Source organism: Mycobacterium sp. E2699, from assembly GCF_001666745.1.
Taxonomy (GTDB): Bacteria; Actinomycetota; Actinomycetes; order Mycobacteriales; family Mycobacteriaceae; genus Mycobacterium.
In genome coordinates this window covers 84815-99969 of sequence record NZ_LZJH01000144.1, presented here as the reverse complement: position 1 = coordinate 99969, position 15155 = coordinate 84815, and the positions used below count along the sequence as shown (strand labels likewise).

Genomic DNA, 15155 nt, shown 5'->3' with positions numbered 1-15155 from the left:
GCAGGGCTTTCCGCTCAGGCGGCCAGCACGGCGTCCAGCGCCGAGTAGAACAGGCCCAGCCCGTCGTCGGAGGGACCCGTCAGCGCTTCGATGGCGTGCTCGGGATGCGGCATCAGCCCGACGACGCGACCGTTGGCCGAGCTGATGCCCGCGATGTCATGCAAAGAACCGTTCGGGTTGTCGCGGTAGCGGAACACCACGCGTCCCTCGCCCTCCAGCTCGTCGAGCACTTTCGACGGCGCCACGTAGCGGCCCTCGCCGGACTTCAGCGGCACCAGCAGATCGGCGCCCCACTCGAAACGCGAGGTCCATGCCGTCGAGATCGACGCCACCTGCAGCCACACATCACGGCAGACAAAGTGCAAACCCGCATTGCGGGTCAGCGCCCCCGGCAGCAGACCGGCCTCGCAGAGCACCTGAAAGCCGTTGCAGATGCCCAGGACCGGCATGCCGCGCCCCGCGGCGTCGACCACCTCGGCCATCACCGGTGCGAACCGGGCGATCGCGCCCGCCCGCAGGTAGTCACCGTAGGAAAAGCCGCCGGGCACCACCACGGCGTCGACCCCCTTCAGGTCGGCGTCCGCATGCCACAGGCCGACGGCCTCCGCGCCGACGCGACGCGCCGCGCGGGCGGCGTCCACGTCGTCGAGCGTCCCGGGGAAGGTGATGATGCCGATCCGAGCCGTCATTCCGGCTCCCGGCTGATCGTCCAGTCTTCGATCACCGTGTTGGCCAACAGCGATTCTGCGATCTCGGCGAGCTCGGAGTCACCGATTGTGTCGTCCACCTCGAGCTCGAATCGCTTGCCCTGCCTGACATCTGAGATGCCCGGGTGACCGAGCCGGCCCAGCGCACCGACAATCGCCTGACCCTGCGGGTCCAGGATCTCCGCTTTGGGCATCACATGCACGACCACCCGAGCCACCGGCGCTCCTCCTGACGGATGTGTTTCGGCACAACTGTACCGGCCGGGTCACGGGCACGAGGCGATGTAGGCCTCGCACAGGGGCGCGGTCAGTGCGTTCAGCACCGGGTCGTCCGTCATCGACGGCCAGGGCACCTGGGGCGGCCCCGACGACCACAGCGTGAGCTCGCTGACGGTGCTGCTTGCCACGTGGGCGACCAGGTAGGTATGCATGACCACCGGACCGCTGACCACGGCGGCCATCCGGTTCGGTTCGTCGCTGGTGATCGAAGGCGACTCCGCCGGTGTGCGCTGCTGGCAGGCGCGAAGCGCCCCGACCGCGCTGCCGAACACCGAAGCCGCCAGCTGGCCGCCGCGGGCCGTGTCACCCCGCCAGTGCAGGACCTCGGCCCGCAGCTGCCATTGACCGTCCGGATGCGCCACCGTCACGCGGGCCGAGACCGCGGAGCCGCGGGCGTCCTGCGGCAGAGCGGGAGAGTCGCACAGCTCCTCGAACCGGAACCGCGCCGCACCCGACCCGGTCTGCGGGACGGCCGCTCCGGCCAGCGCCGGCCAGTTGTACACCGCGTCCAGCGGCACCGCGTGCTGCGGTATCCATGCGCTGTTCGGGATCTGGTCGCACGTGGTCGGGCAGGTCTCCGGGTCAGCGTGCGCGGGTACCACGACGATCAACGCGACCGTGAAGCCGCCGACGACCAGCATCATCGCCAGGATCACCCGCATCGGCATCACCCTCCGTCGGGGCACAATCGTAGTCATGCAACTGACGCATTTCGGCCATTCCTGCCTCCTTGCCGAGTTCGACAACACGCGTGTGCTTTTTGATCCCGGTACCTTCGCGCACGGTTTCGAGGGAATCAGCGGCCTGACCGCCATCCTCATCACTCATCAGCACCCCGACCACGTCGACGTCGGACGGCTGCCGTCGCTGCTCGAGGGCAACCCCGGCGCGGCGCTCTACGCCGACCCGCAGACCACCGCGCAGCTCGGCGAGCCCTGGCGGGCGGTACACGTCGGCGACGAGCTTGAGATCGGCGAGCTGACCGTGCGGGCCGTCGGCGGCCGGCACGCCGTGATCCATCCGGAAATCCCTGTGATAGAAAACATTTCGTTTCTGATCGGCGATGGGGGGCATGCGGCGAGGCTGATGCATCCCGGCGACGCGCTGTTCGTTCCAGGCGAGCCGGTGGACGTCCTGGCGACCCCGGCGGCGGCCCCGTGGATGAAGATCGCCGAGGCCGTCGACTACCTTCGTGCGGTGGCGCCGGCCCGGGCGGTGCCCATCCACCAGGGGATCATCGCGCCGGACGCCCGGGGCATCTACTACGGCCGGCTCAGCGAGATGACCAGCACCGATTTCCAGGTCTTACCCGAGGAAAGCGCGGTCACCTTCTAGACGCGAGCAGACGCAAAAGCCCCCGACACGCCGAGCGTTCGGGGGCTTTTGCGTCTGGTCGGCGTTAGGAAATGTCGTCGGCGGCGCCGCGGCCCGCGGCGCGGCCGGAGAAGATGCAACCGCCCAGGAACGTGCCCTCCAGCGCCCGGTAGCCGTGCACGCCGCCGCCGCCGAACCCCGCCGCCTCGCCGGCGGCATACAACCCCGTAAGCGGGGTGCCGTCGGCCTTGAGGGCCCGGCCGGCCAAGTCGGTCTCGATGCCGCCCAACGTCTTTCGCGTCAGGATGTGCAGCTTGACCGCGATCATCGGCCCGGCCTTCGGATCGGTCAACCGGTGCGGCGCGACCACCCGGCCCAGCCGGTCCCCGAGGTAGCCGCGCGCGGCGCGGATCGCGGTGATCTGCCCGTCCTTGGTGAACCTGTTGGCCACCTCGCGATCGCGGGCGGTAACCTCGGCCTCGACGGTGGCGTAGTCCAGCGGCTCCACATCGGGCAGCTTGTTCATCGCGGTCACCAGCTCGCGCAACGAGTCGGCGCTGACGAAGTCGATACCCCGGTCGACGAAGGCCTGCACCGGTCCGGGCGCTCCGGAGCTGGCCCGGTTGCGCAGCAGCTCGCGCACGCTCTGCCCGGTCAGATCGGGGTTCTGCTCCTGGCCTGAGAGCGCGAACTCCTTCTCGATGATCTTGGCGTTCAACACAAACCACGTGTAGTCGTGACCGGACTTGGTGATGTACTCCAAGGTGCCGAGGGTGTCGAAGCCCGGATACAACGGGACCGGCAACCGTTTGCCGGTCGCGTCCAGCCACAGCGATGACGGGCCCGGGATGATGCGGATGCCGTGCATCGGCCAGATCGGGTCGTAGTTGGTGATGCCCTCGGTGTAGTGCCACATCCGGTCGGGGTTGATCACCCGCGCGCCGGCCTGCTGGGCGATGGCGATCATCCTGCCGTCGACGTGCGCGGGCACCCCGCTGAGCAATTGCTCGGGGACCCGCCCCATCCGCGTGGGCCAATTCTTTCGCACCAGCTCGTGGTTCCCGCCGATGCCACCGCTGGTCACGAGCACCGCCGAGGCGCGAAACTCAAACTGGCCCACTGCGTTCCGTGACGAGGCCACGCCACGTGCGGTGGCCGACGGCTGGAGGACGGTGCCCCGGACGCCGGTCGCCGCGCCGCCCGCGCTGCCCTCTAGGATCAACTCGTCGACCCGGTGGCGGTGGGCGAAGCGCACCGTCGAGCGGTCCCGCAGCCTGCGCGCGAAGATCTCCACCAGCGCCGGCCCGGTGCCCCACGTGATGTGGAAGCGCGGCACCGAGTTGCCGTGGCCCTGTGCGCCGTAACCGCCGCGCTCGGCCCAACCCACCAGCGGAAAGATCTTGTGGCCCCGCGCACGCAGCCAGCTGCGTTTCTCCCCGGCCGCGAAATCGACGTAGGCGTGCGCCCATTGGCGCGGCCAGTAGTCCTCGGGCCGGTCGAACGCCGCCGTGCCCAGCCAATCCTGCAGGGCGAGTTCGTGGCTGTCGCGGATGCCCAGGCGGCGCTGCTCCGGGCTGTCGACGAAGAACAGGCCGCCGAACGACCAGAAGGCCTGACCGCCGAGGTTGGCACTGTTCTCCTGATCGACGATCAGCACCCGCAGACCGCGCTCCACCAATTCGCACGCGGCCACCAGGCCCGGCAGCCCGGCGCCGACGATGATCGCGTCAGCGGCGAACCCCGCGGCCGAAGAATCGCTCATGTCCGACCAGGGTAATGCCCCGGCCGGCGGGCCGATCAGGCGCTCGGGTCAGGCCGCGTCGAGGATCGCGTTGTGAGACCGCCACTGGTACACCGTGGGCGTGCACCCGTGCATCGAGGCCAGGTCGACGGCGTCCAGCATGGCCTGCAGCGGGCCCGGCTTGCGCAATTGGTGCGCGGCCACCGCGACCCGCACGATGCCGCCCCGGCGCGCGATCCGCTCCGCGGACAGCACCACCATGCGGCACCACCACGGCTCCGTCAGGAAGCCCTCGCCGATCCCGAGCACCCGGGTGCGAACGGTGTTGTGCCGCACCAGGTCGGTAATCCCATGCAGATCGGCAAGCAGTCGAAAACCGTTCTGCGGCAACGCCTTGACGACACCCGGCGAGACAACCCAGCCGGGCGCCGCGAACAGCCGGGTGCGCAGGCCGAGGTGCTCGAGCACCCGGTCCGCGCCCATCAGCCGCAGGTTGGCCTCGTGGGCCCGCAGCACCGCGAACTCGCCGCGACGCTTCTTGGTGGCGGGGTCGTCGTAGCCATGCAGGACGATCGCATCCCCGCCGGCGCGACGGGCCGTGAGCCACTCGACGGTGTGCGGGTCGCGGTCGAGCCGGTAGTCACCCTTGAGCCGCCGAGCAACCAGCAACGAAACCGGAACCTTGCGGGCGTCCATTTGTGCGCAGAACGCCTCGACGTCGTCCAGGGTGCGTTCGCCGATCCCCGAGACCGAGACGATCAATTTTCCAGACACACTCGCAGTTTGACGATTCCAGGTGTCGGGACGGTGAAGGACACGCGGACAGCAGGCGTATATCGCCCCGGGCGAAGGACCCGCCCGCAGGCTGGGAAAACGGGGTAGGCAGGCGCGCGGGAACCCGCGCCGGACCGCCCGCGGCCGCCCCGGTCAGCAAACGCGTCCCGGCGCGGACGGGGACGATCGATTCGATATGCTAAGCAACGCCATGGACAAGGCCCGTTCAGCAGCGGCCGACACCGCGCCGCCCACCGCTCCTGCACAGCCGCCGGGCGCCCACGTCTATCCCGACAAGCTGGACGCCAGGCTGTTACGGGTCTCGGGAGTTTGCCTCCTGGCAACGGTGATGGCGATCCTCGATGTCACAGTCGTCGCCGTCGCGCAACGCACCTTCATCGACCAATTCGGCTCGTCCCAGGCCGTCGTCGCCTGGACGATGACCGGCTACACCCTGGCCTTGGCGACGGTGATCCCGTTGACCGGGTGGGCGGCGGACCGGTTCGGCACCAAGCGGCTGTTCATGGGATCGGTGGTGGCATTCGCGCTGGGATCGCTGCTGTGCGCGATAGCGTCAACAATACTGCAGCTCATCGTGTTTCGGGTGGTACAGGGCATCGGCGGCGGCATGCTCATGCCGCTGGGATTCATGATCATGACCCGGGAAGCGGGGCCCGCGCGCCTCGGCCGCCTGATGTCGATCCTGAGCATTCCCATGCTGCTCGCCCCCATCGGCGGCCCCATCCTGGGCGGCTGGCTCATCGACACCTCGAGCTGGCGCTGGATCTTCCTGATCAACCTGCCGATCGGGCTGTTGACGCTGATTCTGGCGGCGCTCGTGTTCCCCGGTGATCACCCGGCGCGCTCGGAAACTTTCGACGTCGTCGGTGGACTGCTGCTGTCGCCAGGGCTGGCGACGTTCCTCTTCGCGGTGTCGTCCGTCCCGCGCTGCGGGACCGTGGCCGACCGTCGGGTCTTGATCCCTGCGGCCATCGGCCTGGCGCTCATCGCCGCGTTCGTCGTGCACGCGCGACGCCGTGCCGATCACCCACTCATCGACCTGCGGCTGTTCCAGAACAAGGTGATCACCCAGGCGAACGTGACGATGCTGCTGTTCGCCACCGCCTTTTTCGGCGCCGGCCTGCTGCTGCCCAGCTACTTCCAGCAGGTGCTGCACCAGTCCCCCATGCAGGCCGGCGTGCACATGATCCCGCAGGGGCTGGGCGCCATGCTGACCATGCGGCTGACGGGGCCGCTGGTGGACAGGCAGGGACCGGGCAAGATCGTGCTGGTCGGCATCGCCCTGATCATCGCCGGCCTCGGCACCTTCGCCGTCGGGGTCGGAAAGCAGACCCCGTACCTACCCACGCTGCTGGTCGGGTTGGCGATCATGGGCCTGGGCATGGGCTGCACCATGATGCCGCTTTCCGTGGCGTCGGTGCAGGCCCTCGCGCCGCATCAGATCGCCCGCGGTACAACGCTGATGAGCGTCAGCCATCAGGTGGGCGGTTCGATGGGGACCGCGTTGATGTCGATGGTCCTGACAAACCAGTTCAACCACAGCGACGCCATAACCGCGGCGCGCAAACTCGCGACGCTGCAACAAAAAGCGGCCGCCACCGGTGTGCCGGTCGACCCGGCCGCCATCCCCCGGCAGGCGCTGGCTCCCGGCTTCTCCGGGGGCCTGCTGCACGACCTTTCGCACGCGTACACAACCGTATTCGTGATCGCGGTGGTGTTGGTGTGCTTGACCATCATCCCGGCGGCGTTCCTGCCGAAGCAGCCGGCCATTCAAACGGCCGCAGACGACTAGCGCCGCTCACCCGTCGAACAGCATGGTCGCGATCCGCGCGACGGTCTCCATCGGATCGGACCGCTTGAGATCGGTGTTGACCGCGTCATTGAGCCACAGCGTCGAAAACCCGTGCACCATCGACCATGCCGCCAGTTGCGCGGCCGCAGGGTCGGCCCGCGCGTGCGGGTCCCGCAAGGACGCGACGCCGCGGGAAAGCTCGGCACCGGCGGCGGACTCGGCGGCGGCGAGTTGGGGGTCGGCGGAGTCGAGGAGCGATTTGTCGAACATCACCCGATAGTGGCCGGGGTGTTCGAGGGCGAACCGCACGTAAGCCAGGGCCGCATCGGTGAAGCGGCCGCGAGCGTCGGTCAGGGCCTCGGCCAGCAACTGGAAGCCCTGGGCCGCCAGCGCGGTGAACACGCCGCGCCGATCGGTGAAGTGATGCGCCGGCGCGGCGTGCGACACGCCCGCGCTGCGGGCCAACTCGCGCAACGAGACCCCGTCGGCGCCCCGCTCGGCCACCAGGCGGGCGGCCTCGGCGAGGATGGCCGCGCGCAGGTCGCCGTGATGGTAGCTGGGGCGGTTCATCAGGCCAGCATAGCGACCGAACTTGACAGTGACTAGATCCCGGTTTACCTTCGAGTGGTAGAATCTTGTCACTGTCTAGATTGGATGTCGGATGGCCCCGCTGATCACGCTGCTCCTGAGCACCCTCGCCGCCCGCAGCATCGGCTGGCTCGGCTGGTTTGGGCAGGCCTATGTCAACAACTGGACCGCGGCGATCGCCGTCGGGCTGGCGGCGATGTTCGTGCTGACCGGCTGCGCGCACTTCGCGCCGGCAATGCGCCGCGACCTCATCGCGATCGTGCCGGCCCGGCTGCCCGGGCCCGGCTACCTGGTCACGATCACCGGGCTGCTCGAGCTGTTGGGCGCCGTCGGCCTGTTGGTTCCCGAGACCAGGGCGGCGGCGGCGATCTGCCTACTGGTGCTGATGCTGGCCATGTTTCCGGCCAACGTCCACGCGTCCCGGATGCCCGATCCGCCCAAGTCGATGACGACGCGGCTACCGCTGCGCACGGCCATTCAGGCCGTCTTCCTGGCCGCCGCCGTAGCGGTCGCGGTCGGCAGCGGCTAACAGCCACGCGTACTGGAACGCGGTTTCCTGCCAGGCCTTGTAGCGGCCACTCACGCCGCCGTGCCCCGCGTTCATCTGCGTCTTCAACAAGATCGGATTGCCGTCGGCGTTGGCGTGGCGCAGGGCCGCAACCCACTTGGCCGGCTCGACGTAGTAGACCCGCGTGTCGTTCAGCGATGTCATCGCCAGGATGGCCGGGTACCTCTTGGCCTCGACGTTCTCGTACGGCGAATACGACTTCATGTATGAGTAGACGTCGCTGTCGCTCAACGGGTTTCCCCATTCGTCCCATTCGGTCACGGTCAGCGGCAACGAGGGGTCGAGGATCGTGGTCAGCGGGTCGACGAAAGGGACCTGCGCGAGGATGCCGGCGAAGAGCTCGGGCGCCAAGTTGGCCACCGCGCCGACCAGCAGGCCGCCGGCGCTGCCGCCCAGCGCCACCAGCTGCTGCGGCCGGGTCAGGCCGGCTTTCACCAAATGCCTTGCCACCGCCACGAAGTCCGTGAACGTGTTCTTCTTTTCCAGCAGCTTGCCGTGCTCGTACCACAGCCGGCCCATCTCACCGCCGCCGCGGACGTGGGCGATCACGAACACCATGCCGCGGTCCAGCAGCGAAAGCCTGGCGATCGAAAAACTCGGGTCGGTGCACAGCTCGTAGGCGCCGTAGCCGTAAAGCAGTGTCGGCGCTGGCAACTCGACGCCGGCGCGATACACGATCGACACCGGTATCTTGGTGCCGTCGTCCGCCGGCGCCCAGTCGCGCCGTTCGACGTAGTCGTCGGCCCGGTAGCCGCCGAGGACGGGTTGCTCGCGCAGCAAGGTCCGCTCACCCGTGGCGAGGTCGATGTCGTAGATCTGCGCAGGAGTGACCAGAGAACCCGCCCTGATTCGCAGCTTGGGCGAATCCCAGGTCGGATTGCCGCCCAATCCGCACGACATCAGCTCGGAGTCGAACGTGATCTCTTCGGGTTCGCCGTAGTCACCGCCGGATTCTATGGGCCACAGTTGGACTCGCGGCAGCGCCGCACGCCGGTAGCTCACCGCCAGGTGGGCGGCGAAGGCGTCGACGGCGTCGAGCCGGACGTCGTCGCGATGGGGGATCAGGGTGCGCTGCCGCGCCGGATCGCTGACCGGGGCCTCGGTGAGCGTGAAGTTCACCGCCCCGTCGTTGTGCAGGATCAGGAATCGGTCTTCGCCGCCGACCACGGCGTGCTCGGCCGAATATTCGATGCCCTCGCGCCTCGGCAACACCACGGTGAACGTTGCGTTCGGGTCGGCGGCGTCCGCGTAACGCATTTCGGAGGTGATCGACGACCCCGACGCGATGAACACGTACTTCTCGCTTCGAGAGAGCCCAACTCCCAGCCAAAATCGTTCGTCCGCTTCGTGATACACCAGCGCCGAGGGCTGTTCGGAGCCGAGCCGGTACCGCCAGACCTTGTCGGGACGGTGCGCGGCGTCCAGCGTCAGGTAATAGACGGTGCGGTTGTCGGCCGCCCAGGTGGCCCCCGCCGCGATGTCCGCGATCTCGTCGGAGTACGGCTCGCCGGTGCGTAAGTCCTTGAACCGCAACGTGTAGCGTTCATCGCCGACGGTGTCGACCGAGTATGCCAGCAGGTTCCCGTCCAGGCTGACCATCGCCGCACCGAGCGCGAAGAACTCGTGACCCTCTGCTTCGGCGTTCGAGTCGAGCAGGACCTGTTCGCCGGGGACTTCGGTGTTCTCGTCGAGGACCGGCGGGTTCCAGTCGTCGGGATCGGCGACCGGGCAACGACATTGAACCCGGTACTGCTTGCCTTCGAAGGTGCGGGCGTAGTACCACCAGTCGCCCTGCCGGGTCGGCACCGACAGGTCGGTCTCCTTCGTGCGCGACTTGATCTCGTCGAAGATCTGCTGCCGCAACGGCTCCAGGTGGGCCGTCATCCGGTCGACGTAGGAGTTTTCGGCCTCCAGGTAGCCGATGACCTCGGGGTCGGCCTTGTCTCGCAGCCATTCGTAGGGGTCGATGAAGACGTCACCGTGGTGTTCGCGGCGAGTGTCCACCCGCTTGGCTGTGGGCGGCACCGGCGCGCCCGACGAGGCGTCCGTCACGCGCCCGGCCCGATCCAGTCGCCGAAGCTCAACCCCGAAATGCGTTCGTAAGCCTCGATATAACGGCTGCGGGTGGCGTCGATGATGTCGTCGGGAAGCGGTGGCGGCGGTTGCGACCCGTGCCGATCCCAGCCGGATTCGGGGCTGGTCAGCCAGTTGCGCACGAACTGCTTGTCGAAACTGGTCTGCACCACTCCGGCCCGGTAGTCCTGCGCCGGCCAGTAGCGCGAGGAATCCGGCGTGAAGATCTCGTCGGCCAGCAGCAGGTTGCCGTCCGGGTCGGTGCCGAATTCGAACTTGGTGTCGGCGATGATGATTCCCCTCCTGAGCGCATGGTCGGCGGCCTGGACATAGATCTGCAGGGTGCGGTCGCGCAGCTGGTTGGCGCGCACCGCCCCCACCATCTCGATCACCCGCGCGAACGAGATGTTCTCGTCGTGGTCGCCCAGCGCCGCTTTCGTCGCCGGCGTGAACAGCGGGTTGGCGAACCTGCTGGCCTCGACCAGACCCGGCGGCAGCGCGATGCCGCAGACCTTGCCGGTCGCCTGGTAGTCCAGCAGCCCCGAGCCGGTCAGGTAACCCCGGGCCACGCATTCCACCGGGACCATCTCCAGGCGCCGCACCACCAGCGCGCGGCCGAGCACCTCGTCGGGAATGCGCGGATCGTCGGGCGGACCGGCCAGGTGGTTGGGCGCCTCGACGAGGCCGAAGAAGAACACGCTCATCGCGGTCAGGATGCGGCCCTTGTCCGGGATCGTGCTGTCCAGGACGTAGTCGTACGCGGAGATCCGGTCGGTCGCCACCAGCAGCAGGTGCTCGTCCCCGACGCGGTAGATCTCACGGACCTTGCCGCTGGCCAGATGCTCGTAGTCGGACAGTGCGGGACGCATCGGGTCAGCCTATCGGGCGGCCCTGTGCTGGGATCGAGGCTATGACGTCGCTGCCATCGCGGATTCTGCCCTACGCCACCACGCCCGGCCGGCTGGCCGCCCAACTCTTCAGCGATTTCGCCATCTTCCTGTGGACGGTGCTGTGGCTGCTCGTCGGGACGGCCGTCTACGACGCCATCTCGACCATCGCCGAGGCCGGCCGTCAGGTGGAGATCGGCGCCAACGGGGTCGCGGGCAACCTGGCGTCGGCGGGCGAAGGCGCGCAGCACATTCCGGTGGTCGGTGATGCGGTCAGCAAGCCGCTCGCGTCTGCCAGCGCGGCCGCCCTCGACATCGCGGGGGCCGGACGCAGCCTCGACACCACGGCGGGCTGGCTGGCGGTGCTGCTGTCGCTGGCCGTCGTCGCGGTGCCGCTGCTCATCGTGGTCATCCCGTGGCTTTTCCTGCGGCTTCGCTTCTTCCGGCGCAAATGGACGGTCACCGGCCTGGCCGCGACCCCGGCCGGCGAGCAGTTGCTGGCGCTGCGGGCGTTGACCAACCGGCCGGCGCGCAAGCTCACCGCGATCAGCGCCGATCCGGTCGGCGGGTGGCGCCGCGAGGATCCCGGCACCATCCGGGCGCTGGCCGCGCTGGAACTGCGGGCGGCCGGCATCGCGCTGCGCACGGGCTGACGAGAGTGCGCGCGGGCCACTCGGCGTCAGGCGCGGTCGCCCACCAGCCGCCGCCACGAAAGCAGCAGGCCCGCGATGACGACTATCAGCCAACCGGCCAGCGCGTCCCAGAAGAAGACCAGCGAAACGCTCAGCAGCGCAGCCTGATCGAGCTCGGCGGCCATGGCGTAGCTGGCCGCGGAGTACATGCCCAGCGGGAACACCAGCGCCCACCACACGCCGGCGAAGCGCAGCATGTCGGGCCCTCGGTTGATGCGGCGCAGGCCGAGGTGGATCAGCGGCGGTATCCACAGCGTGGCCGCCACCCACGTCAGGACGGTAACCGCCAGCAACGGTCCCGCCAGCCAGGCGGGTGCCACCGCGTGGATGCCGTCACCGGCCAGCGTGGCGATGGCCAGGCCGCCCATCAGGATCCAGCTGTCGGGCTCGAAGCCTGCGCGGTCCTGCCTCTGGTCGACGGCGCGCCACAGGATCAGCCAGGTCATCAGGCCGTAGATGCAGATCGCGGCCGCCCAGACGGGCAGGGCGATCGTCAGCCACCAGCGATGGCCGGTGTGCCGAGCCAGCTGAGACATCACGATCACCAATCCGGATGTGCCCACGCTCGCCAGCTCCCAAGCGCCGCGGGCGTGGTCACGCAACGCGGTCCAGCGCCGCCCCACCATGTTCCGGGCGCTCAGCGCGATCAGCACGACCCAGCAGGCCAGCGCGACCGCACCGAGCCCGCGCAGCACCCACACGTGGGACGACAGGCGCGAGCCGACCACGGCGCAGGCGGCCACGAAGGTGAACAGCCGCAGGGTGACATCGGGATCCCGCAAATCCCAGCACGCGGGCGTTCTGTTGACGATAACCAGGAAGACCAGCGCCAGCAGCGCGACGGTGGCGAGGACACCCAGCCCGTCGCTGATGACGCGGTAGTGGTGATCGCGCGCGACGATCGACAGGATTCCGGTCGCCATCACCGCGGCGAACGCATCGGGTGACGGCTCGACATCGGCGAGCCGGATCGTCACGGCTCCTCGAGCAGCTCAACGACGAGGTGCCGGATGCCGGTATGCCGGTTGCTGCGGGTCCATTCGACGGGTTGCGCAACCCGCACGGCGGCAAAACGCGTCAGCAGCTCCTCGAACAGCACCCGCAGTTCCAGCCGGGCTAGGTTGGCCCCCAGGCAGTAGTGCACGCCCTGGCCAAAACCCAAGTGCGGGTTGGGCTTCCGGCCGATATCGAACTCGTCGGGGCGGTCGAACACGTCGGCGTCCCGGTTGGCCGACCCTTCCCAGATCTGGACCTTCTGGCCCGCCTTGATCGACCGCCCGCCGAGGGTGACGTCGCGGGTGGCGGTGCGCCGCTTCGACGGCGACGGCGACGTCCACCGCACGATCTCCTCGACCGCCGTCGGCAGCATGCCCAAATCCGAACGCAGCGCGCGCAATTGGTCCGGATGCTCGGCCAGCGCCAGCAGACCCCCGGCGACGGCGTTGCGCGTCGTCTCCGCCCCGGCGCTGAACAGCAGGCTGAAGAACAGGTACAACTCGAGGTCGGACAGGGCCGGCGCATGCGCGTCATCGACCGTCGCGTTGGCGACGACCGACAACATGTCGTCGGTCGGGTTGGCGCGCTTGGAGGCGATCAACTCCTGGCCGTAGGCGTACATCCGCGACCCGGCCTCCTCCACCGACAGTTGCGAAAGGGAAGCCTTGCGCGAGCCCCCGAAGTCGAACTGGGGCTCGATGGCCTCAAACAGCCAATGCCGTTCGGATTCCGGCACTCCCAGCAGGATGCAGATCATCTGCATCGGCAGTTCGGCGGCGATGTCGAGCAGAAAGTCGAACGGCTGGCCGGGCACCGCCGCGTCCAGCAGCCGGCGCGCCCGGGCCCGCAGGTCGTCCTCGACGAGGCCGATCATCCGCGGCGTCAGCCCCGAGCTGACGAGCCGCCGGATCTGCGAGTGCCGCGGGTCGTCCATCATGTTGAGCACCTGGCCCGCGATCGCCAGGTCCTGCAACAGCGTGCCGCCGAACGGGCGCCCGCCGCCGGTGACCGAGGAGAAGGTCACCGGATCCTTCAGCACCGCAAGCGTTTCCGTGTAGGAGGCGACGGACCAGAAGCCCTCGCCGTCGGGCGTGTTGTCGGTCGGCTCGTGCCAGTACACCGGCGCCTCGCGCCGATGGACGGCGAACAAGTCATGCGGAAATCCGTTGGCGAAGTTGTCCAGATCGGTGAAGTCGATCCCCGCAAGCGCGCCGGCGAGCGTCACAGGATCGCACCCGGGGTGTATTTCGCCGCGTCCGGGTAGCGGCTCACCAACTCCTGCACCATCGCGACCACCTCGTCGATCTGGTCGCCCGCCGCCCCGGTGAACGACTTCTTGTCTGCCAGCGCGGCGTCCAGCGCCGCCCGGTCCAGCGGCAGCCGCTCATCGGCGGCCAGGCGGTCCAGCAGGTCGGGCTCGGCGCCCCGTTCCCGCATGGCCAGCGCCGTGGCCACCGCGTGCTCACGGATCACGTGATGCGCGGCCTCGCGGCCCATGCCCGCGCGCACCGCGGCGATCAGCACCTTGGTGGTGGCCAGGAACGGCAGGTAGCGATCGAGCTCTCGGGTGATCACCGCCGGGTAGGCGCCGAACTCCTCGAGCACCGTCAAGAATGTCTCGATCTGCCCGTCGATGGCAAAGAAGCCGTCCGGCAACGCGACTCGGCGCACCACGGAGCAGAACACGTCGCCCTCGTTCCACTGCGCGCCGGCCAGCTCGGCGGCCATGGACGCATAACCGCGCAGCACCACCTGCAGCCCGTTGACCCGTTCGCAACTGCGCGTGTTCATCTTGTGCGGCATCGCCGACGAGCCCACCTGCCCCGGCGCGAAACCCTCGGTGACGAGTTCGTGCCCGGCCATCAGCCGGATGGTGTGCGCCATCGACGACGGCCCGGCGCCCAGCTGCACCAGCGCCGAAAGCACGTCGTGGTCCAGCGAGCGTGGGTACACCTGGCCGACGCTGGTCAAAACGGTTGCGAAGCCCAGGAAATCGGCAACGCGCCCTTCCAGTTCGGTCAGCTTGTCGGCCCCGCCGTCCAGCAGGTCGAGCATGTCCTGCGCGGTGCCCATCGGTCCCTTGATGCCCCGCAGGGGGTAGCGGTCGATCAGCTCCCCAAGCCTGGTCAACGCGATCAGCGTCTCCTGGGCCGCCGAGGCGAACCGCTTGCCCAACGTGGTGGCCTGCGCGGCGACGTTGTGGCTGCGCCCGGCCATCACCAGATCGCGATAGGCCACCGCCCGTTCGGCGAGTCGCGCGACGACCGCTACGCCGTGGGAGAAAACCAGTTCCAGCGACCGGCGGATCTGCAGCTGCTCGACGTTTTCCGTGAGGTCGCGGCTGGTCATCCCTTTGTGCACCTGCTCGTGACCGGCGAGCGCGTTGAATTCCTCGATGCGGGCCTTCACGTCGTGGCGCAGCGCCCGTTCACGGTTCGCGATCGAGGCGAGGTCGACGTCGTCGAGCACCCGTTCGTAGTCGGCGATCGCCCCGGGGGGAACGTCCACGCCTAGTTCGGCCTGCGCCCGCAGCACTGCCAGCCACAGCCGCCGCTCCGCGACGACCTTGGCCTCGGGAGACCAGATCGCGACCATTTCCGCGCTGGCGTACCGGGTGGCCAGGACGTTCGGAATGCTCACAAACACACAGCTTACGGTTTGTCCGCGTGCGCGAAAGCGCGACCGGCGAGGCACCCGCCGAGTAGCGGCGCCGGTGGTCGCAC

At 68.7% G+C, this 15155-nt stretch carries 14 protein-coding genes and 1 pseudogene; 4 read left to right on the top strand and 11 right to left on the bottom strand.

What is annotated here, in order from left to right:
• Window positions 1-14: 14 nt before the first annotated feature.
• From purQ to A5696_RS24875, 3 genes and pseudogenes are all read right to left on the bottom strand, one after another.
• Window positions 15-689, bottom strand: coding sequence for a phosphoribosylformylglycinamidine synthase subunit PurQ (gene purQ, locus A5696_RS24885; RefSeq protein ID WP_067883645.1), 675 nt, complete (start codon window positions 687-689; stop codon window positions 15-17).
• Window positions 686-925 carry a phosphoribosylformylglycinamidine synthase subunit PurS gene (gene purS, locus A5696_RS24880; RefSeq protein WP_067883644.1) on the bottom strand — a complete coding sequence of 80 codons (240 nt, stop codon included), beginning with the start codon at window positions 923-925 and terminating at the stop codon, window positions 686-688. Before purS ends, purQ begins: the two co-directional genes overlap by 4 nt.
• A gap of 48 nt (window positions 926-973) precedes the next feature.
• Window positions 974-1706 (bottom strand): annotated as a pseudogene (locus tag A5696_RS24875) (ATPase).
• On the opposite strand from A5696_RS24875, the gene A5696_RS24870 reads away from it, so the two are divergent.
• Complete coding sequence (locus tag A5696_RS24870; protein WP_067883642.1) at window positions 1683-2321, top strand: MBL fold metallo-hydrolase; 639 nt, start codon at window positions 1683-1685, stop codon at window positions 2319-2321. The pseudogene A5696_RS24875 and the gene A5696_RS24870 sit on opposite strands and share 24 nt — an antisense overlap.
• A 64-nt stretch (window positions 2322-2385) precedes the next feature.
• Here the strand turns inward: A5696_RS24870 and A5696_RS24865 are convergent, their stop codons facing one another.
• Window positions 2386-4062, bottom strand: coding sequence for an FAD-binding dehydrogenase (locus A5696_RS24865; RefSeq protein ID WP_067883641.1), 1677 nt, complete (start codon window positions 4060-4062; stop codon window positions 2386-2388).
• A gap of 48 nt (window positions 4063-4110) precedes the next feature.
• Window positions 4111-4815, bottom strand: a complete 705-nt coding sequence (locus A5696_RS24860; RefSeq protein ID WP_067883640.1) for a DUF2334 domain-containing protein — start codon at window positions 4813-4815, stop codon at window positions 4111-4113.
• Window positions 4816-5011: 196 nt separating this feature from the next.
• Here A5696_RS24860 and A5696_RS24855 point away from each other — a divergent pair, with 196 nt between their 5' ends.
• Window positions 5012-6628: a DHA2 family efflux MFS transporter permease subunit gene (locus A5696_RS24855; protein WP_067883639.1), complete on the top strand. Its 1617-nt coding sequence runs from the start codon at window positions 5012-5014 to the stop codon at window positions 6626-6628.
• Window positions 6629-6634: 6 nt separating this feature from the next.
• Here the strand turns inward: A5696_RS24855 and A5696_RS24850 are convergent, their stop codons facing one another.
• On the bottom strand, window positions 6635-7198 hold the full coding sequence (locus tag A5696_RS24850) for a TetR/AcrR family transcriptional regulator (RefSeq protein WP_067883638.1): 564 nt from the start codon (window positions 7196-7198) through the stop codon (window positions 6635-6637).
• Window positions 7199-7289: 91 nt separating this feature from the next.
• On the opposite strand from A5696_RS24850, the gene A5696_RS24845 reads away from it, so the two are divergent.
• Complete coding sequence (locus tag A5696_RS24845) at window positions 7290-7745, top strand: DoxX family protein (protein WP_067883637.1); 456 nt, start codon at window positions 7290-7292, stop codon at window positions 7743-7745.
• On the opposite strand, the gene A5696_RS24840 is transcribed toward A5696_RS24845, so the two are convergent.
• Both A5696_RS24840 and A5696_RS24835 read right to left on the bottom strand, forming a co-directional pair.
• Window positions 7674-9836: a S9 family peptidase gene (locus A5696_RS24840; protein ID WP_067883636.1), complete on the bottom strand. Its 2163-nt coding sequence runs from the start codon at window positions 9834-9836 to the stop codon at window positions 7674-7676. The two genes, A5696_RS24845 and A5696_RS24840, sit on opposite strands and share 72 nt — an antisense overlap.
• Entirely contained in the window at window positions 9833-10726 is an 894-nt protein-coding gene (locus tag A5696_RS24835; protein WP_067883635.1) for a phosphoribosylaminoimidazolesuccinocarboxamide synthase, read from the bottom strand. The genes A5696_RS24840 and A5696_RS24835 overlap by 4 nt, the downstream gene beginning before the upstream one ends.
• A gap of 50 nt (window positions 10727-10776) precedes the next feature.
• Between A5696_RS24835 and A5696_RS24830 the strand changes: the two genes are divergently transcribed.
• The gene (locus A5696_RS24830; RefSeq protein ID WP_067883717.1) at window positions 10777-11397 is read left to right on the top strand and encodes a hypothetical protein; all 621 of its coding nucleotides are present in this window, start codon (window positions 10777-10779) and stop codon (window positions 11395-11397) included.
• A 26-nt stretch (window positions 11398-11423) separates the two neighbouring features.
• On the opposite strand, the gene A5696_RS24825 is transcribed toward A5696_RS24830, so the two are convergent.
• From A5696_RS24825 to purB, 3 genes are read right to left on the bottom strand one after another with little or no spacing between them, the layout of a single operon-like run.
• The gene (locus A5696_RS24825) at window positions 11424-12413 is read right to left on the bottom strand and encodes a tellurite resistance/C4-dicarboxylate transporter family protein (RefSeq protein WP_067883634.1); all 990 of its coding nucleotides are present in this window, start codon (window positions 12411-12413) and stop codon (window positions 11424-11426) included.
• On the bottom strand, window positions 12410-13657 hold the full coding sequence (locus A5696_RS24820) for a cytochrome P450 (protein WP_067883633.1): 1248 nt from the start codon (window positions 13655-13657) through the stop codon (window positions 12410-12412). The genes A5696_RS24825 and A5696_RS24820 overlap by 4 nt, the downstream gene beginning before the upstream one ends.
• A complete protein-coding gene (purB, locus tag A5696_RS24815) occupies window positions 13654-15072 on the bottom strand; it encodes an adenylosuccinate lyase (RefSeq protein ID WP_067883632.1) in 1419 nt (472 codons plus the stop codon). The genes A5696_RS24820 and purB overlap by 4 nt, the downstream gene beginning before the upstream one ends.
• Window positions 15073-15155: the final 83 nt, after the last annotated feature.

What these genes read in the sequence shown, in the direction of transcription:
- purQ (WP_067883645.1), bottom strand. Translation starts at nt 689, where the DNA reads ATGACGGCTCGGATCGGCATCATCACCTTCCCCGGGACGCTCGACGAC.
- A5696_RS24870 (WP_067883642.1), top strand. Translation starts at nt 1,683, where the DNA reads ATGCAACTGACGCATTTCGGCCATTCCTGCCTCCTTGCCGAGTTCGAC.
- A5696_RS24865 (WP_067883641.1), bottom strand. Translation starts at nt 4,062, where the DNA reads ATGAGCGATTCTTCGGCCGCGGGGTTCGCCGCTGACGCGATCATCGTC.
- A5696_RS24855 (WP_067883639.1), top strand. Translation starts at nt 5,012, where the DNA reads ATGCTAAGCAACGCCATGGACAAGGCCCGTTCAGCAGCGGCCGACACC.
- A5696_RS24850 (WP_067883638.1), bottom strand. Translation starts at nt 7,198, where the DNA reads ATGAACCGCCCCAGCTACCATCACGGCGACCTGCGCGCGGCCATCCTC.
- A5696_RS24845 (WP_067883637.1), top strand. Translation starts at nt 7,290, where the DNA reads ATGGCCCCGCTGATCACGCTGCTCCTGAGCACCCTCGCCGCCCGCAGC.
- A5696_RS24835 (WP_067883635.1), bottom strand. Translation starts at nt 10,726, where the DNA reads ATGCGTCCCGCACTGTCCGACTACGAGCATCTGGCCAGCGGCAAGGTC.